Genomic DNA, 24,526 nt, shown 5'->3' with positions numbered 1-24,526 from the left:
TCGGCAACCCTGTGCCAGTCGCCGGGAAATGCTCAGCTCGATGACGCACCGCCGGTGCCCCAGGCCAGCCAGTACCCGCTGTGGGCCGGCCTCCTCTTGTTCCACCACGCCGGCACACGGCACTGATCGAGGAACGAGCGAGCGATGTCCAAGATTCACCACGTCACACCAGCGGGGCTGAGCTCCGCGACCGCACAGAGCGCCGGCATGCTGCGGCTTTCGGCCGTCAGCGGCGTATCGACCGGAGCCGAGAGAATCTGGATGGGCGAAACACATGTCGCGCCATCGACGGCTTCGAGCAATCACCATCACGGAGAAGCGGAAACCGCGATCTTCGTCCGCGCCGGCCATCCGGTCTTCGTGTTTCATGACGGTACCGGCGAGGTCCGGGTGGAAACCGAGCCCGGTGACTACGTCTTCGTGCCGGCGTATCTGCCCCACCGGGAGGAGAACCCCGACCCAGAAGACGTTGCGGTGATCGTCGTCGCACGAAGTACCCAGGAACCGATTGTCATCGAGGTTGGAGACCTCCGTTCAACCTAACGGGATGGTGGCTGTCAGCGACGTACCGGCGCCGGTGGGGCTGGTGACGGTCAGGCGCCCGCCGAGGGCGTGGACGCGGTCGGACAATCCGATCAGCCCCGACCCTCCCGACACATCGGCTCCACCGACGCCGTCGTCTTCGATACGCAGCCGCAAGGATCGGGATCCGGTCTGGACCGTCACCCGAACCTCCTCTGCACGAGCGTGTTTGGTCGCATTGGTCAACGCTTCGGAGACCACGTAATAGGTGGCCGTCTCGACGTTCTGGGCCAACCTGCCGTCGATGGCTACCTCGAGCGTGACCGGGACGCCGGATCGCCTGGCCAGACTCTTCAATGCCGGTCCGAGACCCCCTTTGGAAAGGATCGCCGGGTGGATACCGCGAGACAGTTCCTGCAGATCGGTCGACGCAACTGCCAGTCCAGCAGCCACGGCATCGAGGTGACGGCGGAGTTCGGGCAGTTCCGGCGGGACGGTCGCTTGCGCCGAGCGCAGTTCCAGCGCCAAATACACCAGGCGTTGCTGGGCGCCGTCGTGCAGATCCCGTTCGATGCGCCGCCGTGCGTCGTCGGCCGCGCTGATGATGCGGGCACGCGATGCAGTCAGCTCTTCATGTGATTCGGCGTTGGCGATGGCGGTTGCCACCAGTTCGGAGAACTCGGAAAGACGACCCTCGGTATCACTCGCCAACGGCTGCCGCTGCGCGGACCCGACCACCGCCACGCCCCAGAGGCGGCCGTCGACAACGATCGGGGCACCCACTCCCCCGTGTAATCCCAGCTCTCGGATGCACAGTGCGGCGGCACCATCCGGATGGTCGTGGGTGTCCATCCGAGCCGTCCGTCCGCTTCGCTGCACCGTCGCCACGATGTTCTCCCCGTCCAGCGGCCAGCGTGACCCCACCGGCATGGCACCGTACTGCCGCGGGTCGTTGTTGGCCGCGATGAGAGTCGCGGTGCCATCGGATTCGAAGCGCCACAGCGCGCTGTTGGAGACGCCCAGGGCACGGCCCATTTCATCGACCACTGCCCGAAAGATGTCGGCATCGGAGGCGCCGGACGCCACCAGCGTCGCCACTCGACGCAAGGCCTGTTGCTGTTCGAACAGGAGGCGGAATTCATCGCGGCTGATGCTCAGCGCCTCATGCGTCATCTCACGATCGCGTGCGGCTGCGAGAACGGTCTGCAACATCGGCGCAAGCCGACGAAGGCGACGTCGCGTCGAGTCCGTCAGACCCGCCGGCACCACCAGCGTTCCCAGGACGGTGTCGCGTTCCCGCAGCGGAATCACGACACGCTGGTCCAGCGGACCGGCCTCACCGAGAACCAGCTCGGCGTGCGGGAGCGCAAGCGTGCTGGCCAACCGATCCTGAGCCGCCACCATGGCAACCCGTAAGTTGTTGTCACGCAACATATCGCGCGATATCTCAGCGATCAGTGCGGCTTCCTCACGCCGTTGGTTCGCTTCGGTCAGACGCGACCGGGCAGCCCCCGCCAGTGAATGTGCACCGAGCGCCACGGCAACGAACACGACGAGGACCACCCAGGTTTGGGCCTGGGAAGTGATGGGCATCTCGGCCCGCACGGGACGGGACATATCCAGTGCGACCGCGCTGACCACCGCCATCGGCAGGGCCACCCGGAAGTCCCAGCCGATGGCTACGACCAGTACACCCACCAGATACAGGACGCCGAATGCCATGGTGGGTGCCGTCTCACGTAGAGCGTCGACGATCAGCGCCTCGGCGGCAAGCAGGGCGAGCGCTACCACCAGGCCGATCCCAGTGCGACGAACACTGCTCGGCAGCAACAACTCACCGATCCGACCTCGCACCACCGACCACTGGACTCGGGGCATCGGAACCTGCAGCGCCATCCGAGCGACTCCGTCCTCCCAGGTTCAGGCTGAACACGCTTCTCACCAGCCTCGCGCACGGATGCCCGGTTGTCGGCAGGGCCAACGCCCAGGCACACCGGTAGCTATCCCCCATCGGTGTTCACCTGCTAGCTGCAATGCGGGCGCCGTTATCTTGTGCTCAGACGCTCGGCACCGGACCGAAGATGGGGGCTGGCCGCCAGCGACAAATGGACGCCAGCCACGACGACGGCGGACTCCTGCGCGACGATCCTCGAATAGATGGAAGCACTGAGCACCCCGGCCAAGCACGCGGGACCCACGTATACGAAGCGGAGTCGGGCACGCGCCGCATACGCAACAGAAGCCATCGGCACCTTTGTCCTGGTCTTCACGGTCGGCGCCTCGACGGTGGAGCGAAGTCCGTTGACGCCCGTCGCCGCCGGTGCCGCCCTGATGGTGATGGTCTATGCGGGTGGACACATATCCGGTGGCCATTACAACCCCGCGGTGACGCTGGCCGTCTGGGCCCGTCGTCGCATCGGCCTGCGCGATGCGGCTGTCTACTGGGTGGTTCAGATAGGCGCCGGTCTCGTCGCAGGGGGCGCCGTGTCGTTGCTGACCGGTCTCGATCACTTGCCGAGCCCTGGCAGGATCGCGCTCGCCGGGGATCACCTTGTGGCGGCGTTCGTCTCCGAACTGGTCTTCACCTTTGCGTTGTGTTTCGTGGTGCTCAACACCGCCACCAGCAAGGACCATCGCGGCAATTCGTTCTACGGGCTGGCAATCGGCCTGACGGTGACGGCGGGGGCGGTCGCGGTGGGCGCTGTCTCGGGTGCGGCATTCAATCCCGCCGTCTCCATCGGGAACGCCGTGGTCGGAGTCCTCGCCTGGCCCACGCTGTGGGTGTACGTCGTCGCTCAGCTCGCGGCCGGTGGCGCGGCGGCCCTCGCCTTCATGATGCTCAATCCTGGCGACCGGTAGCCCTCCTGCACAGTCCATCCATCGCAGGACAAGCTGCGTCTTCGCGAAATCAGTGGGTATAGTTCCCCACTACACAAGTCAATACGCCGTTGACACGCAGCGGGAGAACCTCCTCGTCGGAGCGCCGTAGGAGCAATCTCCTCCCCGAGAAACTCTCAGGCCCAATACCGTTGCGTCGAGGCAACTCTGGAGAACAGTGCCGGTGAGCCACACCGTGCACTTGCCCAAGGTGAAAGCGCGGTGCACGCTTCAAACTCTCAGGTAACAGGACAGAGCGGGGAGGTGTCACCACTCGACGCCCACACCTCGTGGGCTCGACGAATTGGAGTCACCTCGTGCACCTTCGAAACCGATTCATCACAACCGATCTCAGAGCCGAAAGCTCATGACCATCAGTGTCTTCGAACTCTTCACGGTCGGAATCGGCCCCTCCAGCTCCCACACCGTGGGACCGATGCGCGCCGCGGCGCAGTTCGTCACCGATCTGGCCGGCCGCACGTCGTTGACCGAAGTGACCGAAGTACGGGTATCCGTGTTCGGTTCCCTGGCCGCCACCGGCGCCGGGCACGGCACCTTCTCGGCGATCCTGCTCGGCTTGGAAGGACTGTGGCCCGACACGATCGAACCGGACCACGCCGAGCGACGGCTGGCCGCGATGCGCGCCGACGGCGCCATCAGACTCGGTGGCACCACCAAGATTGGATTGACGGAATCCGACTTCGCTCTGCACCCGGAGACGGTTCTGCCCCGCCACCCCAACGCCATGACCCTCACCGCATACGGGTCACCCGGGCACGCGCTGTACACCGAGACCTACTACTCGGTGGGCGGTGGTTTCATCGTCACCGGGGACCAACCCTCTGACCAATCCGACGTCACCCCGAAACCGTGGTCCTTTCACAGTGCCGCCGACCTCCTGGAGTTGGCCGAGCACCACGGCTGCAGCATCAGCGAAATCATGCTGCGGTACGAACTCACCTCCCGCACGCGCGAACAGATCCATCACGATCTCCTGCATTTGCGCGATGTGATGGTGGCCTGCGCGCAACGCGGTATCAGCCAGCAGGGATATCTGCCCGGAAATCTCCGGGTGCCGCGTCGCGCACACGATTGGCACAGCCGGCTGGCCGCCGAAGACCCCGACCGCGACGCCGCCTTCGCCGAGGACTGGGTCAATCTCATCGCCCTGGCCGTCAACGAGGAGAACGCCTCCGGCGGGCGCATCGTCACCGCACCCACCAACGGCGCCGCCGGAATCATCCCGGCCGTCCTGCACTACGCCACGCACTACACCAGGGCGGGCCAAGCCGATCCCGACGACACCGCCATCCGCTTCCTCCTCGCGGCCGGGGCGATCGGCTCGCTGTACAAAGAGCGTGCCTCCATCTCCGGAGCCGAAGTGGGGTGCCAGGGCGAAGTCGGGTCCGCAGCCTCGATGGCCGCCGGCGCCCTGGCCGAGATCCTCGGCGGCACAGCGCACCAAGTCGAGAATGCCGCCGAGATCGCGATGGAGCACAGCCTGGGGCTGACCTGCGATCCCATCGGCGGCCTGGTGCAGATCCCGTGCATCGAACGCAACGCCATCTCGGCGGGCAAAGCCATCAACGCCGCCCGCATGGCCCTGCGCGGCGACGGCACCCACCGCGTGTCCCTGGACCAGGTGATCGAAACCATGCGCACCACCGGGATGGACATGAGCAACAAGTACAAAGAAACCGCCACCGGGGGCCTTGCCGTCAACGTGGCGGTCAACGTCGTCGAATGCTGACCAGAGTGGGCGCGGACGGTATCGAACCGCCGACCGCTGGTGTGTAAAACCAGAGCTCTACCACTGAGCTACGCGCCCCGTCGCAGGCACGCTACACGCCCGCGCTGGCCAGTACTAAATCCGCAGCGCCGCCAGCGCGTCCCGCCAGACCGCGGCGTCACGCATCTCACCTGGCTGTTTGCACTCGGCGAACCCGATGACGCCGGACCGGTCAATCGCGAAGGTGCCCCGGTCGGCGAAACCCGACTCGGAGTTGAACACCCCGTACTCCGCAGCGACCGCGCCGTGCGGCCAGAAGTCGGACAACAGGTCGAAGGTGAAGCCGCTCTGCTGGGCCCACACCTTGTGCGTCGGCGGCGGCCCCACCGAGATGGCGAGGGTGACGGTGTCGGGCGTGTCGTACACCTCGGGATGCGCCTGGATCTCCCCCAGCTCACCCGCGCAGATCGGGGTGAACGCCAGCGGGAAGAACACCAGCAGCACATTGCGGCCGCGCAGCGCCGACAGCGTCACCGGCCGGCCGTGCTGGTTCTTCAAAGTGAAGTCCGGCGCGGGCGCGCCGACGGTCAGCATCCGCGCACCGCGACATTGCCGTTGTTGCGCAGAAGTGCGAGTAGCGGACGCAATAACTGCAATCTCGGCAAAACTAGCGCTGCCCAGCGCTCATCGCCGACCGGCGGCTTTGGACTTCGGCTGCACCAATCGGCTGGCGATCCAGTCACCCAGGTTCGCCGACGAGGTCTGCATCAACCCGGCGGTCGGCGCCGACTCGGCGATCTCGGCGGGCAGGACGTGGCCGGGCTTCCCCGTCTTGGGGGTCACCACCCAGATGACGCCGTCGTCGGCCAGCGGGGTGATGGCGTCCATCAGCCGGTCCACCAGGTCACCGTCGTCGTCGCGCCACCACAACAACACCACGTCGACGACCTCATCGGCGTCCTCGTCGAGAAGCTCGCCACCACAGGCGTCCTCGATGTCGGCCCGGATATCGTCGTCGGTGTCTTCGTCCCACCCCAATTCCTGGACGACCTGATCCTTCTCGATGCCCAGTTTGCGGGCGTAGTTCGGGTCAGAGTCCGTCCCCGCGGCGACCACCGTCAGTCCTCCTTAAGCCGTTTCGAGTGCGCTCGGCCTATATTCGCACGCCGGAGGCCCGAGGCCGAGACTTGGCGGCAAGGTTTATCGATATGCCGCATCGCACATGTCCAGCGCAGCCGTCTTCGCGTCGTTGAGCCGACCCACCGCATCGTTGAAGGCATCGGGCCCGACATCGCCGGAAATTGCCGAGGCCACCGCCCGCGCGGCGCTCACCCATTCGGTCAGTGCGCCCCGCAGTGCGGGGCCCAAGGGATCGGACAGGCTGCGCTCCACCAGATCGGCACTCTGGTTGAGCGCGTCGATGGCGGGCTGCGCGGCTCCCGCCACGTCACCGTTCTCGTTGTAGGCGCCGACGTAGGTGTTCACCGCCGTGATGGAGTCCACGCTGCTGGAGCTGAGCGCCTCGCACGAGGTGTGGATCGCACCGGTGGTGATCGACTTCTGCCGCTCCGACTCCTTCGAGCTGGAGCTCTCGGCCGATTCGGCGGCCGACGCCGACACCGAGGCCCGGTAGATGGGCGCGTCGGCCTTGTTCACCGTGGCGGTACCGCTGGTCTCGCTGGTGCACCCGACGACGATCATCGCCAGCACGGCCAGACAACCCACGATCAGGGCGCCGACACGCACCCGCATCAGCACCGCAGACCCCCAACCACTGTTCGGCATTGCTGCCAGACGTTACCGCTTCCGAACAGCGATCGCCGGATCATTTGGTTACTGAGCAGTAGGACACCCTGCCCGGTGATCTGCGGCACGATAGAGGCACGATAGTGATCGCCACAAGCACCGCACTACGAAGCACCGTTAACCAAGGAGCCGCAGTTGACCACCGAGTTCGCGCGCCAAGACCTGGCCCAAAACTCCGGTAACGCAGGCGAACCCGACCGGGTCCGCGTGATCCGCGAAGGCGTTGCCTCCTATTTGCCCGACATCGATCCCGACGAGACGGCCGAATGGCTGGAGTCGTTCGACGACATGCTCGAACGGCACGGGTCTGCCCGCGCGCGCTATCTGATGTTGCGCCTGCTGGAGCGATCGAGGGAGAAGCGCGTCGCCATCCCCGCCCTGACCTCCACCGACTACGTCAACACCATCCCCACCGAACTGGAGCCCTGGTTCCCCGGTGACGAGGACGTCGAGCGCCGCTACCGGGCCTGGATCCGCTGGAACGCGGCCATCATGGTGCACCGCGCGCAGCGGCCGGGAGTCGGTGTGGGCGGCCACATTTCGACCTACGCCTCGTCGGCGTCGCTGTACGAGGTCGGGTTCAACCACTTCTTCCGCGGCAAGTCCCATCCCGGCGGCGGCGATCAGGTCTTCATCCAGGGCCACGCCTCCCCCGGCATCTACGCGCGCGCCTTCCTCGAGGGCCGGCTGACCGCCAACCAGTTGGACGGTTTCCGCCAGGAGCACAGTCACGCCGGCGGTGGCCTGCCGTCCTACCCGCACCCGCGCCTGATGCCCGACTTCTGGGAATTCCCGACGGTGTCGATGGGCCTGGGCCCGATGAACGCCATCTACCAGGCCCGGTTCAACCACTACCTGCACGACCGCGGTATCAAGGACACCTCGGATCAGCACGTGTGGGCCTTCCTGGGCGACGGCGAGATGGACGAGCCGGAGAGCCGCGGCCTGATCCAGGTGGCCGCCAACGAGGCGTTGGACAACCTGACCTTCGTGGTCAACTGCAACCTGCAGCGTCTGGACGGCCCGGTGCGCGGCAACGGCAAGATCATCCAGGAACTGGAGTCGTTCTTCCGCGGCGCGGGCTGGAACGTCATCAAGGTCGTCTGGGGCCGCGAGTGGGACGCGCTGCTGCACGCCGACCGCGACGGCGCCCTGGTGAACCTGATGAACACCACCCCCGACGGGGACTACCAGACCTACAAGGCCAACGACGGCGCCTACGTCCGCGACCATTTCTTCGGCCGCGACCCGCGCACCAAGGCGCTGGTGGACCCGATGACCGACACCGAGATCTGGAACCTCAAGCGGGGCGGGCACGACTACCGCAAGCTGTATGCCGCCTACCGCGCCGCGATGGAGCACAAGGGCCAGCCGACGATCATCCTGGCCAAGACCATCAAGGGCTACACGCTGGGGCAACACTTCGAGGGCCGAAACGCCACGCACCAGATGAAAAAGCTTGCGCTGCAAGATCTCAAGAACTTCCGCGATGTCACCCGGGTGCCGGTCAGCGACGCCCAGCTGGAAGAGAACCCGTACCTGCCGCCGTACTACCACCCCGGCCCCAACGCCCCGGAGATCCGCTACCTGCTGGACCGCCGGCGCACCCTGGGCGGTTTCGTTCCCGAACGCCGCACCAGAACCAAGGCGCTCAACCTGCCGGGCAGCGACGCCTACAAGCCGCTGAAGAAGGGCTCCGGCAACCAGGCCGTGGCCACCACCATGGCGACCGTGCGCACGTTCAAGGAACTGTTGCGGGACAAAGAAATCGGGCCGCGACTGGTCCCGATCATCCCGGACGAGGCACGCACCTTCGGCATGGACTCGTGGTTCCCCAGCCTGAAGATCTACAACCGCAACGGGCAGCTCTACACCGCCGTGGATTCCGAATTGATGTTGGCCTACAAGGAATCCGAGATCGGCCAGATCCTGCACGAGGGCATCAACGAGGCGGGCTCGACGGCCTCGTTCACCGCGGTCGGGACGTCGTACGCCACCCACAACGTGCCCATGATCCCGATCTACATCTTCTATTCGATGTTCGGGTTCCAGCGCACCGGTGACGGGCTGTGGGCGGCCGCCGACCAGATGGCCAAGGGTTTCGTGCTCGGTGCCACGGCCGGGCGCACCACGCTGACCGGTGAGGGCCTGCAGCACGCCGACGGGCATTCGCTGCTGCTGGCCTCGACCAACCCGGCGGCCGTCACCTACGACCCGGCGTTCGCCTACGAGATCGCCTACATCATCGAGAGCGGCCTGAAGCGGATGTACGGCGAGGATCCGGAGAACATCTTCTTCTACATCACCATCTACAACGAGCCGTATGTCCAGCCCGCCGAGCCGGCGAACTTCGATCCCGAAGGTCTGCTCAAGGGCATGTACCGCTACCGGGCGGCCGCCGAGAAGCGCACCAGCACCGCGCAGATCCTGGCGTCGGGTGTGGCCATGTCCGAGGCGCTGCGCGCGGCGGACATGCTGGCAGCGGAGTGGGATGTGGCCGCCGATGTCTGGTCGGTGACCAGCTGGGGCGAACTCAACCGCGACGGCGTGGCGGTGGAGAAGCAGCGGCTGCGCCATCCGGACCAGCCGGCCCCGACCGCGTATGTCACCCAGGCGCTGGCGCAGACGGCGGGCCCGGTCGTCGCGGTGTCGGATTGGATGCGGGCGGTGTCCGAGCAGATCCGCCCGTGGGTGCCCAACACCTACGTGACGCTGGGCACCGACGGGTTCGGCTTCTCCGACACCCGCCCGGCCGCGCGGCGCTACTTCAACACCGACGCCGAGTCGGTGGTGGTGGCGGTGCTGGAGGCGCTGGCCCGCGACGGTGAGATCGATCCGTCGGTGGCCGTCGCGGCGGCCAAGCAGTACCGCATCGACGACGTGGCCGCGGCCGAGGTGTCGTTCGTCGACACCGGCAGCGCCTAGACCCGGCCGTTCGTGCGGTTTCATACGCCTCGCCCGGCGCGTCGCGTATGAAACCGCACAAACGCGGGGCACGGCCTTACGCGTGCCGCTCTTACAAAAGACCGGCGTAGATTTTAGAGATGCCCGACAAACGCACCATCCCGCCGCCGTCCACGCTGGGCGTGCTGCAGACGGTGCCGGATTCCGCGTTGCGCCGGCTCAAGCAGTATTCGGGCCGGCTGGCCACCGAGGCGGTACATGCGCTGGAGGAACGCTTGCCGTTCTTCGCCGACCTGGAGGCCTCCCAGCGCGCCAGCGTGCACCTGGTGGTGCAGACCGCGGTGGTCAACTTCGTCGAGTGGATGCGTGACCCCACCAGCGATGTCAGCTACACCGCCCAGGCCTTCGACGTCGTCCCCCAGGATCTGCGCCGGCGGATCGCGCTGCGGCACACCGTCGAGATGGTGCGGGTCACCATGGAGTTCTTCGAAGAGGTGGTGCCGCTGCTGGCCCGCACCGACGAACAACTGAGCGCGCTGACCGCGGGCATCCTGCGCTACAGCCGCGACCTGGCCTTCGCCGCCGCCACCGCCTACGCCGACGCCGCCGAGGCGCGTGGCGCCTGGGACACCCGGATGGAGGCCAACATCGTCGACGCCGTGGTCCGCGGCGACACCGGCCCGGCCCTGCAGTCCCAGGCGGCCGCGCTGAACTGGGACGCCACCGCACCGGCGACGGTGATCGTGGGCTATCCGCACCCCGACCGGATCGACCTGGCCAGCGGGGACGTGCACGACGTGGCGATGCGCAACGGTCGCACCGCCCTGTCCGATGTGCACGGCACCTGGCTGGTGACCATCGTGTCGGGATCGCTGTCGCCGACCGACCGGTTCCTGGCCGACCTGATGAAGGTGTTCGCCGACGGCCCGGTGGTGATCGGCCCCACCGCGCCGACCCTGACCACCTTGTACCGCAGCGCATCCGAGGCGATCGCGGGCATGCGCGCCGTCACCGGATGGGGTGGCGCACCCCGCCCGGTGTCGTCCCGGGAACTGCTGCCCGAGCGGGCACTGCTGGGCGACGCCCTCGCACTGGCCGCCCTGGAGACCGAGGTGATGCGTCCGCTGGCCGACGCCGGCCCGGCGCTGACCGAAACGCTGGACACCTACCTGGATTCCGGCGGCGCGATCGAAGCGTGCGCACGCAAATTGTTCGTTCATCCAAACACGGTGCGCTACCGCCTGAAACGGATCGCCGACTTCACCGGTCGCGATCCGACGGTTCCACGCGACGCGTACGTCCTGCGGGTGGCCACCACGGTGGGCCGATTGCGGCGTGACACAGGCCACTTCAACGGGTCAATCAGCAGCACAATCGCGCCGCAGGGCGGCCAAACCACGAAGTTGGGGAGCCAGATTCCGACATAACAGATCGCGAAGCGGTCTCGGCGGGGTCGCATCACGTGCACTTTTGTAGAAACTCCACAAAAGAATAAGACAAGGTTCATAATCTCTTACACGGCGCGGAGACGACTCCACAGTGTTTTCTTAATCCCGTGCTTGCAATGCTCGCTCCCGGACAGGGATCCCAGACCCCCGGCATGCTCACCCCATGGCTCGAGCTGCCCGGTGCGGCCGAGCGCCTGGCCGCATGGTCGGAGATCGCCGGGCTGGACCTGGCCCGGCTGGGCACCACCGCCACGGCCGAGGAGATCACCGACACCGCGGTGACACAGCCACTGGTCGTGGCCGCCACGCTGCTGGCCCACCAGGAGCTGACCAAGCGCAACCTGATCAACGACGACACCACCGTCGCCGGCCACTCGGTCGGCGAGATCGCCGCCTACGCGATCGCCGGTGTCATCTCCGCCGACGACGCGATCAAGCTGGCCGCCACCCGCGGCGCCGAGATGGCCAAGGCCTGCGCGCTGGAGCCCACCGGGATGGCCGCCGTTCTCGGTGGCGACGAGGCCGAGGTGCTAGCCCGGCTGGAATCGCTGGACCTGATCCCGGCCAACCGCAACGCCGCCGGCCAGATCGTGGCCGCCGGTGCGGTCGCCGCGCTGGAGAAACTCGCCGAGGATCCGCCGGCCAAGGCCCGGGTTCGGGTGCTGGCCACCGCCGGCGCCTTCCACACCCACTACATGGCACCCGCCGCCGAGGGCTACGCCGCCGCGGCCGCGACCGTCCCCACCAACGAGCCGACGGCCACCCTGCTGTCCAACGCCGACGGCCAGCCCGTCGCCGACGCGGCGGACGCGATGGCCAAGCTGGTGGCCCAGATGACCCGGCCGGTGCGCTGGGACCTGTGCAACGAGACCCTGCGTGGTCTGCAGGTGAAGGCGATCGTCGAGTTCCCGCCCGCCGGGACGCTGGTCGGCATCGCCAAACGAGAGCTGAAGGGCACGCCGACGCACGCGGTGAAGGCCCCCTCAGACCTGGACGGGCTCGCCGAGCTCTGACCGGTTGTTCCAACCCGCAAGACGTTCTACCCAAGACACTCCGACCGCCGGAGTGAAGTAACCAAAGATAGAAGGAGCCATCGTGGCCGCCAGTCAAGAAGAAATCATCGCCGGCCTCGCCGAGATCATCGAAGAGGTCACCGGCATCGAGCCTTCCGAGGTGACCCTGGAGAAGAGCTTCGTCGACGACCTGGACATCGACTCGCTGTCGATGGTCGAGATCGCCGTGCAGACCGAGGACAAGTACGGCGTGAAGATCCCGGACGAGGACCTGGCCGGCCTGCGCACCGTCGGTGACGTCGTCGCCTACATCCAGAAGCTCGAGGAAGAGAACCCCGAGGCCGCCGCCGCACTGCGCGATAAGTTCGGCAAGTGACCCGACCTTCCACTGCTAACGGCGGTTTCCCCAGCGTTGTGGTGACCGCCGTTACGGCAACTACTTCCGTCGCTGCGGACATCGAGAGCACGTGGAAGGGCCTGCTGGCCGGCGAGAGCGGCATCCGGGTCCTCGAAGACGATTTCGTCACCAAGTGGGACCTTCCGGTGCGCATCGGCGGCCACCTCGTCGAGTCCATCGACGAGAAGATGACGCGGCTGGAAATGCGACGCATGTCGTATGTGCAGCGGATGGCCAAGTACATCGGCAACCAGTTGTGGGACAGCACCGGCCGGCCCGAGGTCGATCCCGACCGGTTCTCGGTCGTGATCGGCACCGGTCTGGGCGGCGGCGAGAAGATCGTCGAGACCTACGACGCGATGAACGAGGGCGGCCCCCGCAAGGTGTCGCCGCTGGCCGTGCAGATGATCATGCCCAACGGCGCTGCCGCCGTCGTCGGCCTCGAACTCGGGGCCCGCGCCGGTGTCATCACTCCGGTCTCGGCGTGTTCTTCGGGCTCGGAGGCCATCGCGCACGCGTGGCGCCAGATCGTCATGGGTGACGCCGATATCGCCGTGTGCGGTGGTGTCGAGGGCGGTATCGAGGCGCTGCCGATCGCGGCGTTCTCGATGATGCGCGCCATGTCCACCCGCAACGACGACCCGGCCGGTGCGTCGCGCCCGTTCGACAAGGACCGCGACGGATTCGTGTTCGGCGAGGCCGGTGCCGTGATGGTCATCGAGACCGAGGAGCATGCCAAGGCCCGTGGCGCCAAGCCGCTGGCCCGCCTGCTCGGTGCCGGCATCACCTCGGACGCCTTCCACATGGTGGCTCCGGCCCCCGACGGTGTGCGGGCCGGTGCGGCCGTGAAGCGGGCGTTGGAGACGGCGGGCCTGTCCCCCAAGGACATCGACCACGTCAACGCGCACGCCACGGCCACCCCGATCGGTGACACCGCGGAGGCCAACGCCCTGCGCGTGGCCGGTGTGGAACACGCCGCGGTGTACGCGCCCAAGTCGGCACTGGGTCACTCGATCGGCGCCGTCGGCGCCCTGGAGTCGATCCTGACGGTGCTCGCCCTGCGCGACGGCGTCATCCCGCCGACGCTCAACTACGAGACGCCCGACCCCGAGATCGATCTCGATGTCGTTGCGGGCGAGCCTCGATACGGCGAATACCAGTACGCCATCAACAACTCGTTCGGGTTCGGTGGCCACAATGTGGCCCTGGCCTTCGGGCGGTACTGAGGTACGGAAGGAACAGCTCGGCAAATGGCGGGAGTCACCGGCGTCTCGACGGGGAACGGTCTGCCCAATGTGGTCGTCACTGGCATTGCGATGTCGACGGCGTTGGCAACCGATGCTGAAGGCACCTGGAAAAAGCTGCTCAACGGAGAAAGCGGCATCCGTAAGCTCGACGATCCGTTCGTCGAGCAATACGACCTTCCGGTCCGCATCGGTGGACATCTCCACGAGGATTTTGAAGACGACCTGACACGTGTCGAGAAGAGGCGCCTGTCCTACCTCCAGAAGATGGCAACGGTCCTGGGCCGTCGCGTCTGGGACAACGCGGGTGCACCCGAGGTGGATCCCCGCCGGCTGATGGTTTCCGTCGGCACCGGGCTGGGATCCACCGAGGAACTCCTGTTCGCCTACGACGGGATGCGTGAGCGCGGCCTCAAGGCCGTCTCGCCGCTCGTCGTGCAGATGTACATGCCCAACGGGGCTGCGGCCGCCATCGGACTCGAGCGCAAGGCCAGGGCCGGGGTCAGCACCCTGGTGTCGGCCTGCGCCTCGGGTTCGGAGGCGATCGCGAACGCCTGGCGCAACATCGTGCTGGGTGAGGCCGATATCGCCATCGCCGGCGGTGTCGAGACCAAGATCGAGGCGGTCCCGATCGCCGGTTTCGCCCAGATGCGCATCGTGCTGTCCACCAGCAACGACGACCCGGAAGGCGCCTGTCGCCCGTTCGACAAGGACCGCAACGGCTTCGTGTTCGGTGAGGGCGGCGCGCTGCTGGTCATCGAGACCGAGGAGCACGCCAAGGCCCGCGGCGCCAACATCCTGGCCCGCATCATGGGCGCCAGCGTCACCTCGGACGGCTATCACATCGTCGCGCCGGACCCCAACGGTGAGCAGGCCGGTTACGCCATGACCCGGGCGATCCAGCTGGCGGGGCTGCAGCCGTCGGACATCGACCACATCAACGCCCACGCCACCGGTACCAACGTCGGCGACGTCGCCGAGGGGCAGGCCATCAACAACGCGATGGGCGGCCACCGGCCGGCGGTGTACGCACCCAAGTCGGCGCTGGGGCACTCGGTGGGCGCAGTCGGCGCGGTCGAATCCATCCTGACGGTGCTCGCCTTGCGCGATGGCGTCATACCGCCCACGCTGAATCTGAAGAACCTGGATCCGGCGATCGACCTCGACGTGGTGGCCGGTGAACCGCGCTACGGCGACTACCACTACGCAATCAACAATTCGTTCGGTTTCGGCGGGCACAACGTGGCACTCGCCTTCGGCAAGTACTGATCCGCTCATCGCGGAGATCAAGGAGAACCCCCACATGACGACCATGGCCCCCGAGGCGGCTGCCGAATCCCTTGATCCCCGCGACCCGCTGCTGCGGTTGTCGACCTTCTTCGACGACGGCGCCGTGGAACTGCTGCACGAGCGGGACAAGTCCGGGGTGCTGGCCGCCGCGGGCACCGTCAACGGCGTGCGCACCGTCGCGTTCTGCACCGACGGCACCGTCATGGGCGGTGCGATGGGCGTCGAGGGCTGCGCGCACATCGTCAACGCGTACGACGTCGCCATCGAGGAGCAGTCCCCGATCGTCGGCATCTGGCACTCCGGTGGTGCGCGGCTGGCCGAGGGCGTCAAGGCGCTGCACGCGGTCGGTCTGGTGTTCGAGGCGATGATCCGGGCCTCCGGTTACATCCCGCAGATCTCGGTGGTGGTCGGCTTCGCCGCAGGCGGCGCCGCCTACGGTCCGGCCCTGACCGACGTCATCGTTATGGCGCCGGACAGCAAGGTCTTCGTGACGGGCCCCGACGTGGTGCGCAGTGTCACCGGTGAGGACGTCGACATGGTGTCCCTCGGTGGTCCGGAGGCCCACCACAAGAAGTCCGGTGTGTGCCACATCGTCGCCGACGACGAGCTGGATGCCTACGAGCGTGGCCGTCGCCTGGTCGGGCTGTTCTCCCAGCAGGGTCATTTCGACCGCAGCAAGGCCGAGGCCGGCGACACCGACCTCAAGGCCCTGATGCCGGAGTCCGCGCGCCGCGCCTACGACGTGCACCCGATCATCGAGGCCCTGCTCGACGAGGGCGTGCCGTTCGAGGAGTTCCAATCCCGTTGGGCCCCTTCGATCGTGGTGGGCCTGGGACGGCTGGCCGGGCGGACCATCGGCGTGATCGCCAACAACCCGCTGCGCCTGGGTGGCTGCCTGAACTCCGAAAGTGCGGAGAAGTCGGCGCGTTTCGTGCGGCTGTGCGATGCCTTCGGCATCCCGCTGGTCGTGGTGGTGGACGTGCCCGGCTACCTGCCCGGTGTGGATCAGGAGTGGGGTGGCGTGGTGCGCCGCGGCGCGAAGCTGCTGCACGCCTTCGGTGAGGCCACGGTTCCGCGCGTCACGCTGGTGACCCGCAAGATCTACGGCGGCGCGTACATCGCGATGAACTCCCGCTCGCTGAACGCCACCAAGGTGTTCGCCTGGCCGGACGCCGAGGTCGCCGTGATGGGCGCCAAGGCCGCCGTCGGCATCCTGCACAAGCGCAAGCTGGCCGCCGCGCCGGATCACGAGCGCGACGCGCTGCACGAGGAACTGGCCGCCGAGCACGAGCGGATCGCCGGTGGCGTGGACTCCGCGATCGAGATCGGGGTGGTCGACGAGAAGATCGACCCGGCGCACACCCGCAGCAAGATCACGCAGGCGCTGGCCGAGGCCCCGCACCGGCGTGGCCGGCACAAGAACATCCCGCTGTAAGGACTCGTCACCGGATGGCCTGGGGTTCGCCCCGGGCCATCCGTCGTTTTCGATGAGTTTCACCGTCCGCGGCGGTCTATTCGGCCATGGTGCAGCTACTCAAGGTCCAGAACTTCAACGTCTCCCAGGACGGCTTCGGCGCGGGCGTCGGCCAGAGCTTCGAGCGTCCGTTCGGACACGCCGACCCGGCCACGATGTTCAGTTGGTGCGGTGCCACCGCGAGCTGGCCCAACCGCACCGAGCCGGGGGGCACCCGCGGTCTGGACGACTACCTCACCAGGGATTTCCACCACAACATCGGCGCCGAGATCATGGGCCGCAACAAGTTCAGCCCGCACCGCGGGCCCTGGGTTGACCACGAATGGACCGGCTGGTGGGGTGACGAGCCGCCCTTCCACACCCCGGTGTTCGTCATGACGCATCACGAACGGCCGTCGTTCGCGTTGGGTGACACGACCTTTCACTTCGTCGCCGGCGAACCCGCGACGGTGCTGGCGCAGGCGCGTGAGGCCGCTTGCGGCAAGGATGTCCGGCTCGGGGGCGGTGCGACGACCGTCCGGGCATTTCTGGACGCCGACCTCGTCGACACCCTGCATGTGGCGGTCTCGCCGGTGACGCTGGGCGCCGGGTCACGTCTGTGGGAGAGCCCCGATGAGCTGCTCGACCGCTTCCACTGCGACGTCGTGCCCAGCCCGAGCGGGGTCACCCATCACCTCTTCTGGCGGCGCTGAGCCGGGCCACTACTGGACCGCGGCCACGAACTCCGCCGCCGCCTGCGCCGCCCGCTCCCGGTCGGCCGGCACCAACCCGATGCGGGTGCGCCGGTCCAGGATGTCCTCGGCCGTCAGCGCACCCTCGTGGGTGACGGCGAACTCGAATTCCGCGCGCAGCACGTCGATTCCGTCGGCGACCGGTTCGGCGGCCCGCGCACAGTTCGCCTCGGCGAGCACCTGCACCGCTTCCGCGCCGAACCGCCTGATCAATGAATCGGGCAGTCCGGCAACGGTTTCCCGGGTCGCCCCGACCAGCGGGAGGTCACGGGTCCGGCACGGCGCCGCGGTGATCCCGCGCAGCGCGACAGCCCGGTCCAGGACGTCCTCGGCCATGTAGCGGTATTCGGTCAGCTTGCCGCCGATCACGCTGAGCACACCGGACGGGGATTCGGTGACGGCGTGTTCCCGGGACACGTCGGCGGTCCTGCCGGTGTCGGTGTCGATCAACGGGCGCAGCCCCGCATAAGCCCCGAGGACATCGCCGTGGCCCAGTTCGGTCTGCAACGCGGTGTTGACGGTGTCCAACAGGAACGCCACCTCCTGCGGTGTCGCCTGCGGCACGTCGGGAATCGGGCCCGGCGCCTCTTCGTCGGTCAGCCCCAGGTACACCCGGCCCAACTGCTCGGGCATCGCGAACACGAACCGGTTCAACTCACCGGGTATCGGAATGGTCAGCGCGGCAGTGGGATTGCCGAACGCCGCGGCGTCGAACACCAGATGGGTCCCGCGGCTGGGCCGCAGCCTGATCGAGGGATCCACCTCACCTGCCCAGACACCGGCGGCGTTGATGACCGCCCGTGCGGTCACGCCGAACGTTTCTCCGGTGAGCTCGTCGGTCAGGGTGACGGTGGTGCCGGTGGCCGCCGACGCCGCCACCCGGGTGAGGATGACCGCCCCGTGCCCGGCGGCGGTGCGGGCCACCGCGGTGACCAGCCGGGCGTCGTCGATCAATTGCCCGTCGTAGGCCAGGAATCCACCGTCCAGGCCGGCGCGGCGCACGGTCGGCGCGAGTTCGACCGCCCGGGCGGCGTCCACCCGGCGTGACCGCGGCAGGATGGTGGCCGGGGTGCCGGCCAGTCGGCGCAGGCCGTCCCCGGCGACGAAGCCGGTGCGCACCAGCGCGCGGGCGGCCCGGCTCATCGACGGCAGCAGCGGTACCAGTTGCGGCATCGCCTTCACCAGATGAGGAGCATTGCGCGACATCAGGATTCCGCGTTCGATCGCGCTGCGCCGGGCTATGCCGACGTTGCCGGTGGCCAGGTACCGCAGCCCGCCGTGCACCAGTTTGGAGCTCCAGCGGCTGGTCCCGAAGGCCAGGTCGTGCTTCTCGACCAGCGCGACGGACAGGCCGCGACTGGCGGCATCCAGTGCGATGCCGGCCCCGGTGATGCCGCCGCCGATGACGACGATGTCGACCCGGCCGGCGTCGGCCAGCGCCGCGAGTTCGCCTCGCCGGCGGGCGGCGTTGAGGGCGGTGGTCATGGTTTGAGATATCCGTTCAGCGAGTGTTCGAGTTCGACGGCCAGCGCGTCGGCGTCCAGGATGGGGGCGACCATCTGCGCGGACTGCACCGCCGACTGGGTGATCAGCAGGCACATGGCGGCCAGTTGCCGCGGATCACCGGCCCGCACACTGCCGTGCTCCTGAGCGAGTTTGAGCTGGCCGGCCAGGGCGTCGATCAGTACCTGTTGGCTGGTGCCCAACCGCTCGGCGATGTACACCATGGCCAGATCGGGTGCGGTGTGCAGCACCGACATCACGATGTCGTCGTGGCGCAGCCGTTCGGCCACCGCGACCATGCGCTGCACCAGGGCCACCCGGCCGTCGCCGTGCTCCCCCACCTCCGTCAGCACGCGCACGATCCGGGCGGTCAGCAGCGCGGCGAGGATCGCGCGGGTGTCGGGCCAGCGCCGGTACACCGTCGGCCGGCTCACGCCCGCCCGACGGGCGATCTCGGCGACCGTCACCCGATCGATCCCGTAGGCCAGCACGCAGCTAGCGGCCGCCTCCAGGATCCGATCCTCGAGAGAATCGTCGTTACTGATTGACACCATATGTAATACTGTAACGCATGACTGGTCCGGACGTGACGCTCTTACCCCCGATGAAATGGAACGCCTGGGGTGATCCCGCGGCCGCCAAGCCGCTGTCCGACGGCATCCGCGCCCTGCTCAAGCAGGCGTTGGGCATCGAGGAGTCCGGCACCCCCGACATCACCGCCGAGCAGGTGACGCTGCGGCCATCGCGGCTGTCGGCCGCCGCGCGCGAGGCGTTGGCCGACATCGTCGGTGCCGCACACTGCCGGGTCGACGACCTCGACCGGCTGCTGCGGGCCGGCGGCAAGTCGACGCTGGACCTGTTGCGGCGCAAGGACACCGGAGCACAGGACGCACCGGACGCGGTGCTGCTACCCGGCACCGAGGAGGAGATCGCGGCGATCCTGGCGGCCTGCGTCGAACACCGGATCGCCGTTGTCCCGTTCGGCGGCGGTACCAGCGTGGTCGGCGGGCTGGATCCGGTACGCGGCGACTTCACCGCGGTCGTGTCGCTGGACCTGCGCCGCCTGAACCGGCTGCTGCACCTCGACGAGGTGTCCGGTGAGGCCGTGCTGCAGGCCGGGGTGACCGGCCCCGACGCCGAGCGGTTGCTCGGCGAGAGCGGATTCTCGCTCGGTCATTTCCCGCAGAGCTTCCAGTTCGCCACCATCGGCGGCTTCGCGGCCACCCGGTCGTCGGGACAGGATTCCGCCGGTTACGGCCGTTTCGACGATATGGTCCGCGGCGTGCGCGCCGTGACCCCGGCCGGGATCCTCGACCTTGGCCGCGCGCCGGCCTCGGCGGCCGGGCCCGACCTGCGCCAGCTCCTGGTGGGATCCGAGGGGGTGTTCGGCGTGATCACCGCCATCCGGGTCCGCGTGCATCCGGTCCCGGAGTCCACCCGCTACGAGGCCTGGTCGTTCCCGGATTTCCCGACCGGGGCGGCCGCGCTGCGCGCGGTCACCCAGACCGGAACCGGTCCGACGGTGATCCGGCTTTCCGACGAAGTGGAGACCGGGATCAACCTGGCCACCACCGAGAGCATCGGCGAACAGCGCATCACCGGCGGATGCCTGGCGATCACCGTTTTCGAAGGATCGGCCGCACACACCGCGAGCCGGCACGCCGAGACCGCCGCCATCTTGTCCGCCCACGGCGGCACGTCGCTGGGTGAGCCGCCGGCACGGGCGTGGGAGCACGGCCGGTTCGGCGCACCCTATCTACGGGACTCGCTGCTGACAGCCGGGGCACTGTGCGAGACCCTGGAAACCGCGACCTCGTGGTCGAATATCGCCGCCGTCAAGGCCGCCGTGACCGCGGCACTGACGGATTCACTCGCCGAATCCGGCACGCAAGCGCTGGTGATGTGCCACATTTCGCACGTGTATCCCACCGGCGCGTCGTTGTACTTCACCGTGGTGGCCGCCCAGCGCGGCAACCCGATCGAACAGTGGAGCAGGGCCAAGGCCGCCGCGTCGGAGGCCATGGTGCGCACCGGGGCGACCATCACCCATCATCACGCCGTCGGCGCCGACCACCGGCCGTGGATGCGCGCCGAGATCGGCGACCTCGGCGTCGAGGTGTTGCGCGCGGTGAAGGCGGTGCTCGACCCCACCGGAATCCTCAACCCCGGCAAGCTGATTCCGTGAAGCGGATCTCGGTCCTGACCAACCCGGCATCCGGACACGGCAACGCGCCGCATGCCGCCGAGCGCGCCATCGCACGATTCCAGCAGCGTGGGATCGACGTGTGCGAGGTGGTCGGCACCGATGCCGCGCACGCCCGCCGGCTCGTCGACGAGGAACTCGCGCGCGGCACCGATGCCCTGGTGGTGGTCGGCGGCGACGGCATCATCTCGGTGGCGTTGCAAGCCCTGGCGCTGGGGACCGTACCGTTGGGCATCATCCCGGCCGGCACCGGCAACGATCACGCCCGGGAATTCGGGATTCCGACCGGAGATCCGGAGGCAGCGGCCGACGTGGTGGTCGACGGCCGCACCGAGACCATCGACCTGGGCCGCATCGTCGACGCCGACGGCGCGGTCAAATGGTTCGGCACCGTGATGGCCGCCGGGTTCGATTCACTGGTCAGCGATCGCACCAATCGGATGAGCTGGCCGCACGGGCGGATGCGTTACAACGTCGCCATGGTCGCCGAGCTGTCCAAGCTGCGGTTGCTGCCCTTCCGGCTGACGTTCGACGACGGGCCCGAGATCGTCACCGAACTCACGCTGGCCGCGTTCGGCAATACCCGCAGTTACGGCGGCGGCATGCTGATCTGCCCCGGCGCCGACCCGACCGACGGCCTGCTCGACGTCACCATGGTGCATTCGGCGTCGCGCACCAAGCTGATCCGGCTGTTCCCCACGGTCTTCAAGGGCACGCACGTCAACTTGCCGGAGGTGACCACCAAACGGGCAGCGCGGATCGTCGTCGACTCCCCCGGCATCAACGCCTATGCCGACGGCGACTTCGCCTGCCCGCTGCCGGTGACGGTCTCGGCAGTGCCACGCGCATTGACGTTGCTGTGCAGGTAGTTTCGGGTGATGACGGTGTCGAGGTGCCCCAGGGTGGCCGGTGCGGTGCTGTCATGACGCGCACCGCACGCATCGTCATCATCGGTGCCGGGATGGCCGGCATCGCCGCCGCCCACACGTTCCGGCAGGCCGGCTTCACCGATTTCACCATCGTGGAGAAGGGATCCGACGTCGGTGGCGTCTGGCACTGGAATCGCTATCCCGGCCTCACCTGCGATGTGCCTTCGCAGATCTACCAATTCGGGTTCGCGCCGAAACCGGACTGGAGCCACCTGTGGGCATCCGGCGCCGACATCCAGCGCTACCACCGCGACGTCGTCGACCGATTCGGCTTGGCACCACATCTACGGCTGAACACCGAGATCACCGCGGCGCAATACGGCAGTGGCGGCTGGACGCTGACCACGTCGGGCGGCGACACTCTGACCGCAGATTTCGTGGTCTGCGCCACCGGCGTCCTGCACCACCCGTTCATTCCGGACATCCCCGGTATGGATCGCTTCCAGGGAGCCGTGCTGCACACCGCGCGATGGGATTCCGAGGTGCGCACCAGCGGTCGGCGCGTGGCCGTGATCGGTACGGGATCGACCGGGGTGCAGGTCGTTTCGGCGCTGCAGCCCGAAGCCGAGACGGTGTTGCACTTCGCCAGGTCGCCGCAGTGGATTCTGTGGGCACCGATGTGGCTGCGCCAACCGCGCACGCTCTCGGCGGCGCTGCGGCGCTGGCCGGCCCTGCACGGATTCACCTTCGACCGCCTGCAATGGATGTCGAACATCCTCGCCGATGTCGTCACCACGCCGTCGTGGCGGCGCAGCCTGGTGCAGGCCTATGCCCGGCTGAGCTTGCGGGCGCAGATCCGCGACCCAGACCTGCGCGCCACGCTGACGCCCGACTATCAGCCGCTGTGCAAACGCCAGGTGGTCTCGGGCAGCTATTACCGCGCCATCACCCGGCCCAACGCGCGGCTGGTCACCGAACCGATCACCGAGCTGACCGCGACCGGTATCAGGACGGCCGACGGCGCCCAGCACGACGTCGACGTGGTGGTGCTGGCCACGGGTTTCCACGCGCACAACTACATGCGGCCGATGTCGATCGTCGGCCGCGACGGGATCACCCTCGACGAGGCCTGGGTGAAAGGCCCCCGCGCCTACCGGATGACCGCGATTCCGGGCTTCCCGAACCTGTTCACGGTGCTCGGCCCGAACTCCCCCACCGGGTCGATCCCGCTGCAGTACTCGGCCGAGGCCACCGCACGCTATATCGTGCACTGGCTCAAGCGATTTCGCGACGGGGAGATCGACGAGGTGGAGGTCACCGATGAGGCCACCACCGAATTCAACGCCGCGGTGGCCGAGGCCCTCGGTCCGACGGTGTGGAACACCGGCTGCAATTCCTGGTATCTCACCGAGGATGGCACCGTCGACCTGTGGCCGTTCGACCGGGCCACACTGACCCGGATGCTCGCCGAGCCGGACCCGGCGCATTACCGGGTCGGCCGAGCCTTCGGCAGGTGAGCAGCGCGGGTAGGCAAGCTGCGCCGAACGTCGCCACCGCGGCGGCGACGTAGGCTTGCACAGCATGGGGGAAGCCATGTCCAGCAAGCACCGCCGCCGCGCCGCCGGCGTCGTGGCCGCACTCGCCCTCGTGGCCGCCGGGTGCGCTGCCGAGACACGGCCGGTGATGGCCGGCGGTGGCCGACCCGCTCTCGAGGTGCAGCCGGTCACCGTCACCGCCGCACCGGCACCGGCCGAGGTGCAACGGATCGAACTGTGGCGCGACGATATCCGGCTGGCCGGCACGCTGGAAGTCCCGCGTCTTGCGCCCGGTGAACGTGTACCGCTGGTGATCGTGATGCACGGCTTCAGCGGTAATCAAAACGAACCCTTGATCCGTGCGACCGCCGAGGCGTTGCACAATGCGCGCATCGCCACGCTGCGTTTCGATTTCGACGGTCACGGCGCCAGCGGCGGCCGACAGGAAGACATGACCGTCCCCGGCGAGATCGCCGACGCCCAGGTGGTCTACGACTACGCGCGCGGCCTACCGTTCGTGTCCACCATCGGCCTGGCCGGGCACTCCCAGGGCGGGGTGGTGGCCTCGATGCTCGCCGGCCACCTCGGCGACAACGTCTCGGCCATGGCACTTTTCGCGCCGGCCAGCATCATCCCCGAGGCCACCCGGTCGGGCAGCATCCTGGGCGCACAATTCGATCCGAACAACCCGCCCGACGTGATCACATCGGTCAACGACTACCGGGTCGGCCGCGCCTACATCCTCAGCGCGCAGACGCTCCCCTTGGAGCAGGTCGCCTCCCAGTACGCCGGACCGGTCACCCTCATCCAAGGCGCCGACGACCGGGCGGTGCCGCCCGCCGCCTCAGAGCAATTCGTGACGGTGTTCCGCGACGCTGAACTGCATGAGCTACCCGGCCAGGATCACGTCTTCGCCGCCGACCCGGCCCAGCCGGCCGAGCTGGCCGCCGATTTCCTGGCGGCGCGCCTGCACTGAGGTCT

General features: G+C 67.9%; 21 protein-coding genes, 1 tRNA gene and 1 riboswitch. Of the genes, 15 read left to right on the top strand and 7 right to left on the bottom strand.

All coding sequences use genetic code 11. The features are described from left to right. Window positions 1–144 precede the first annotated feature (144 nt). Window positions 145–543, top strand: coding sequence for a cupin domain-containing protein (locus AWB94_RS09330; RefSeq protein ID WP_062657993.1), 399 nt, complete (start codon window positions 145–147; stop codon window positions 541–543). Here AWB94_RS09330 and AWB94_RS09325 read toward each other — a convergent pair. Next, on the bottom strand, window positions 535–2,418 hold the full coding sequence (locus AWB94_RS09325; RefSeq protein ID WP_234811668.1) for a GAF domain-containing sensor histidine kinase: 1,884 nt from the start codon (window positions 2,416–2,418) through the stop codon (window positions 535–537). The genes AWB94_RS09330 and AWB94_RS09325 overlap by 9 nt on opposite strands. Window positions 2,419–2,679: 261 nt before the next feature. Between AWB94_RS09325 and AWB94_RS09320 the strand changes: the two genes are divergently transcribed. Together AWB94_RS09320 and AWB94_RS09315 are read left to right on the top strand one after the other, a co-directional pair. After that, window positions 2,680–3,381: an MIP/aquaporin family protein gene (locus AWB94_RS09320; RefSeq protein WP_084395307.1), complete on the top strand. Its 702-nt coding sequence runs from the start codon at window positions 2,680–2,682 to the stop codon at window positions 3,379–3,381. A 90-nt stretch (window positions 3,382–3,471) separates the two neighbouring features. Then, a riboswitch (glycine riboswitch) is annotated at window positions 3,472–3,561 on the top strand. A 205-nt stretch (window positions 3,562–3,766) separates the two neighbouring features. Then, on the top strand, window positions 3,767–5,149 hold the full coding sequence (locus AWB94_RS09315; RefSeq protein WP_062657994.1) for an L-serine ammonia-lyase: 1,383 nt from the start codon (window positions 3,767–3,769) through the stop codon (window positions 5,147–5,149). Between the two features lie 6 nt (window positions 5,150–5,155). Here AWB94_RS09315 and AWB94_RS09310 read toward each other — a convergent pair. The 4 genes from AWB94_RS09310 to AWB94_RS09295 form a co-directional block, all read right to left on the bottom strand. Then, a tRNA-Val gene (locus AWB94_RS09310) sits at window positions 5,156–5,227 on the bottom strand. A 36-nt stretch (window positions 5,228–5,263) separates the two neighbouring features. Then, window positions 5,264–5,722 carry a peroxiredoxin gene (locus tag AWB94_RS09305; RefSeq protein WP_062657995.1) on the bottom strand — a complete coding sequence of 153 codons (459 nt, stop codon included), beginning with the start codon at window positions 5,720–5,722 and terminating at the stop codon, window positions 5,264–5,266. A 90-nt stretch (window positions 5,723–5,812) separates the two neighbouring features. After that, entirely contained in the window at window positions 5,813–6,244 is a 432-nt protein-coding gene (locus tag AWB94_RS09300) for a DUF3052 domain-containing protein (RefSeq protein WP_062657996.1), read from the bottom strand. Window positions 6,245–6,328: 84 nt separating this feature from the next. Beyond that, complete coding sequence (locus AWB94_RS09295; RefSeq protein ID WP_062657997.1) at window positions 6,329–6,913, bottom strand: Rv2240c family protein; 585 nt, start codon at window positions 6,911–6,913, stop codon at window positions 6,329–6,331. Between the two features lie 156 nt (window positions 6,914–7,069). On the opposite strand from AWB94_RS09295, the gene aceE reads away from it, so the two are divergent. From aceE to AWB94_RS09255, 8 genes are all read left to right on the top strand, one after another. After that, window positions 7,070–9,859: a pyruvate dehydrogenase (acetyl-transferring), homodimeric type gene (gene aceE, locus AWB94_RS09290; protein WP_062657998.1), complete on the top strand. Its 2,790-nt coding sequence runs from the start codon at window positions 7,070–7,072 to the stop codon at window positions 9,857–9,859. Window positions 9,860–9,978: 119 nt separating this feature from the next. Continuing rightward, complete coding sequence (locus AWB94_RS09285) at window positions 9,979–11,265, top strand: PucR family transcriptional regulator (RefSeq protein ID WP_084395308.1); 1,287 nt, start codon at window positions 9,979–9,981, stop codon at window positions 11,263–11,265. A 128-nt stretch (window positions 11,266–11,393) separates the two neighbouring features. Beyond that, on the top strand, window positions 11,394–12,299 hold the full coding sequence (locus tag AWB94_RS09280; protein ID WP_201029573.1) for an ACP S-malonyltransferase: 906 nt from the start codon (window positions 11,394–11,396) through the stop codon (window positions 12,297–12,299). Between the two features lie 82 nt (window positions 12,300–12,381). Next, window positions 12,382–12,675 carry a meromycolate extension acyl carrier protein AcpM gene (gene acpM / locus AWB94_RS09275; protein ID WP_036396784.1) on the top strand — a complete coding sequence of 98 codons (294 nt, stop codon included), beginning with the start codon at window positions 12,382–12,384 and terminating at the stop codon, window positions 12,673–12,675. Next, window positions 12,672–13,922 (top strand): 3-oxoacyl-ACP synthase KasA, encoded by a 1,251-nt coding sequence (gene kasA, locus AWB94_RS09270; RefSeq protein WP_062658000.1) that lies wholly within the window; start codon window positions 12,672–12,674, stop codon window positions 13,920–13,922. The genes acpM and kasA overlap by 4 nt, the downstream gene beginning before the upstream one ends. A 24-nt stretch (window positions 13,923–13,946) precedes the next feature. After that, window positions 13,947–15,209, top strand: coding sequence for a 3-oxoacyl-ACP synthase KasB (gene kasB, locus AWB94_RS09265; protein WP_062658001.1), 1,263 nt, complete (start codon window positions 13,947–13,949; stop codon window positions 15,207–15,209). A gap of 34 nt (window positions 15,210–15,243) precedes the next feature. Further along, entirely contained in the window at window positions 15,244–16,665 is a 1,422-nt protein-coding gene (locus tag AWB94_RS09260; protein ID WP_062658002.1) for an acyl-CoA carboxylase subunit beta, read from the top strand. 86 nt (window positions 16,666–16,751) lie between these two features. Further along, window positions 16,752–17,396, top strand: a complete 645-nt coding sequence (locus AWB94_RS09255) for a dihydrofolate reductase family protein (RefSeq protein ID WP_062658003.1) — start codon at window positions 16,752–16,754, stop codon at window positions 17,394–17,396. Window positions 17,397–17,405: 9 nt separating this feature from the next. Here AWB94_RS09255 and AWB94_RS09250 read toward each other — a convergent pair whose 3' ends face one another. Together AWB94_RS09250 and AWB94_RS09245 are read right to left on the bottom strand one after the other, a co-directional pair. Continuing rightward, window positions 17,406–18,920, bottom strand: coding sequence for a glycerol-3-phosphate dehydrogenase/oxidase (locus tag AWB94_RS09250; protein WP_062658004.1), 1,515 nt, complete (start codon window positions 18,918–18,920; stop codon window positions 17,406–17,408). Beyond that, window positions 18,917–19,492, bottom strand: a complete 576-nt coding sequence (locus AWB94_RS09245) for a TetR/AcrR family transcriptional regulator (protein WP_062658005.1) — start codon at window positions 19,490–19,492, stop codon at window positions 18,917–18,919. The genes AWB94_RS09250 and AWB94_RS09245 overlap by 4 nt, the downstream gene beginning before the upstream one ends. A gap of 50 nt (window positions 19,493–19,542) precedes the next feature. Here AWB94_RS09245 and AWB94_RS09240 point away from each other — a divergent pair, with 50 nt between their 5' ends. The 4 genes from AWB94_RS09240 (at window position 19,543) to AWB94_RS09225 (ending at window position 24,521) form a co-directional block, all read left to right on the top strand. Continuing rightward, complete coding sequence (locus AWB94_RS09240; RefSeq protein ID WP_109762398.1) at window positions 19,543–21,123, top strand: FAD-binding oxidoreductase; 1,581 nt, start codon at window positions 19,543–19,545, stop codon at window positions 21,121–21,123. Beyond that, a complete protein-coding gene (locus AWB94_RS09235) occupies window positions 21,120–22,010 on the top strand; it encodes a diacylglycerol kinase (RefSeq protein ID WP_062658007.1) in 891 nt (296 codons plus the stop codon). The genes AWB94_RS09240 and AWB94_RS09235 overlap by 4 nt, the downstream gene beginning before the upstream one ends. Window positions 22,011–22,063: 53 nt before the next feature. Further along, entirely contained in the window at window positions 22,064–23,527 is a 1,464-nt protein-coding gene (locus tag AWB94_RS09230; RefSeq protein ID WP_062658041.1) for a flavin-containing monooxygenase, read from the top strand. A gap of 64 nt (window positions 23,528–23,591) precedes the next feature. Beyond that, window positions 23,592–24,521 (top strand): alpha/beta hydrolase, encoded by a 930-nt coding sequence (locus tag AWB94_RS09225; protein ID WP_062658008.1) that lies wholly within the window; start codon window positions 23,592–23,594, stop codon window positions 24,519–24,521. Window positions 24,522–24,526: the final 5 nt, after the last annotated feature.

The organism is Mycolicibacterium canariasense, from assembly GCF_002101555.1.
GTDB lineage: Bacteria > Actinomycetota > Actinomycetes > Mycobacteriales > Mycobacteriaceae > Mycobacterium > Mycobacterium canariasense.
Note: the sequence above shows the minus strand (reverse complement) of the source record. Positions and strands in the feature narration are given on the sequence as shown.

Excerpts from the sequence above, each read along its gene's own strand:
- AWB94_RS09240 (WP_109762398.1), top strand. The coding sequence starts at position 19,543 with ATGAAATGGAACGCCTGGGGTGATCCCGCGGCCGCCAAGCCGCTGTCC.
- AWB94_RS09225 (WP_062658008.1), top strand. The coding sequence starts at position 23,592 with ATGGGGGAAGCCATGTCCAGCAAGCACCGCCGCCGCGCCGCCGGCGTC.
- AWB94_RS09260 (WP_062658002.1), top strand. The coding sequence starts at position 15,244 with ATGACGACCATGGCCCCCGAGGCGGCTGCCGAATCCCTTGATCCCCGC.
- AWB94_RS09285 (WP_084395308.1), top strand. The coding sequence starts at position 9,979 with ATGCCCGACAAACGCACCATCCCGCCGCCGTCCACGCTGGGCGTGCTG.
- AWB94_RS09325 (WP_234811668.1), bottom strand. The coding sequence starts at position 2,418 with ATGGCGCTGCAGGTTCCGATGCCCCGAGTCCAGTGGTCGGTGGTGCGA.
- AWB94_RS09230 (WP_062658041.1), top strand. The coding sequence starts at position 22,064 with ATGACGCGCACCGCACGCATCGTCATCATCGGTGCCGGGATGGCCGGC.
- AWB94_RS09330 (WP_062657993.1), top strand. The coding sequence starts at position 145 with ATGTCCAAGATTCACCACGTCACACCAGCGGGGCTGAGCTCCGCGACC.
- AWB94_RS09295 (WP_062657997.1), bottom strand. The coding sequence starts at position 6,913 with ATGCCGAACAGTGGTTGGGGGTCTGCGGTGCTGATGCGGGTGCGTGTC.
- AWB94_RS09245 (WP_062658005.1), bottom strand. The coding sequence starts at position 19,492 with ATGGTGTCAATCAGTAACGACGATTCTCTCGAGGATCGGATCCTGGAG.
- AWB94_RS09315 (WP_062657994.1), top strand. The coding sequence starts at position 3,767 with ATGACCATCAGTGTCTTCGAACTCTTCACGGTCGGAATCGGCCCCTCC.
- AWB94_RS09250 (WP_062658004.1), bottom strand. The coding sequence starts at position 18,920 with ATGACCACCGCCCTCAACGCCGCCCGCCGGCGAGGCGAACTCGCGGCG.
- AWB94_RS09255 (WP_062658003.1), top strand. The coding sequence starts at position 16,752 with ATGGTGCAGCTACTCAAGGTCCAGAACTTCAACGTCTCCCAGGACGGC.
- AWB94_RS09305 (WP_062657995.1), bottom strand. The coding sequence starts at position 5,722 with ATGCTGACCGTCGGCGCGCCCGCGCCGGACTTCACTTTGAAGAACCAG.
- AWB94_RS09320 (WP_084395307.1), top strand. The coding sequence starts at position 2,680 with ATGGAAGCACTGAGCACCCCGGCCAAGCACGCGGGACCCACGTATACG.
- kasB (WP_062658001.1), top strand. The coding sequence starts at position 13,947 with ATGGCGGGAGTCACCGGCGTCTCGACGGGGAACGGTCTGCCCAATGTG.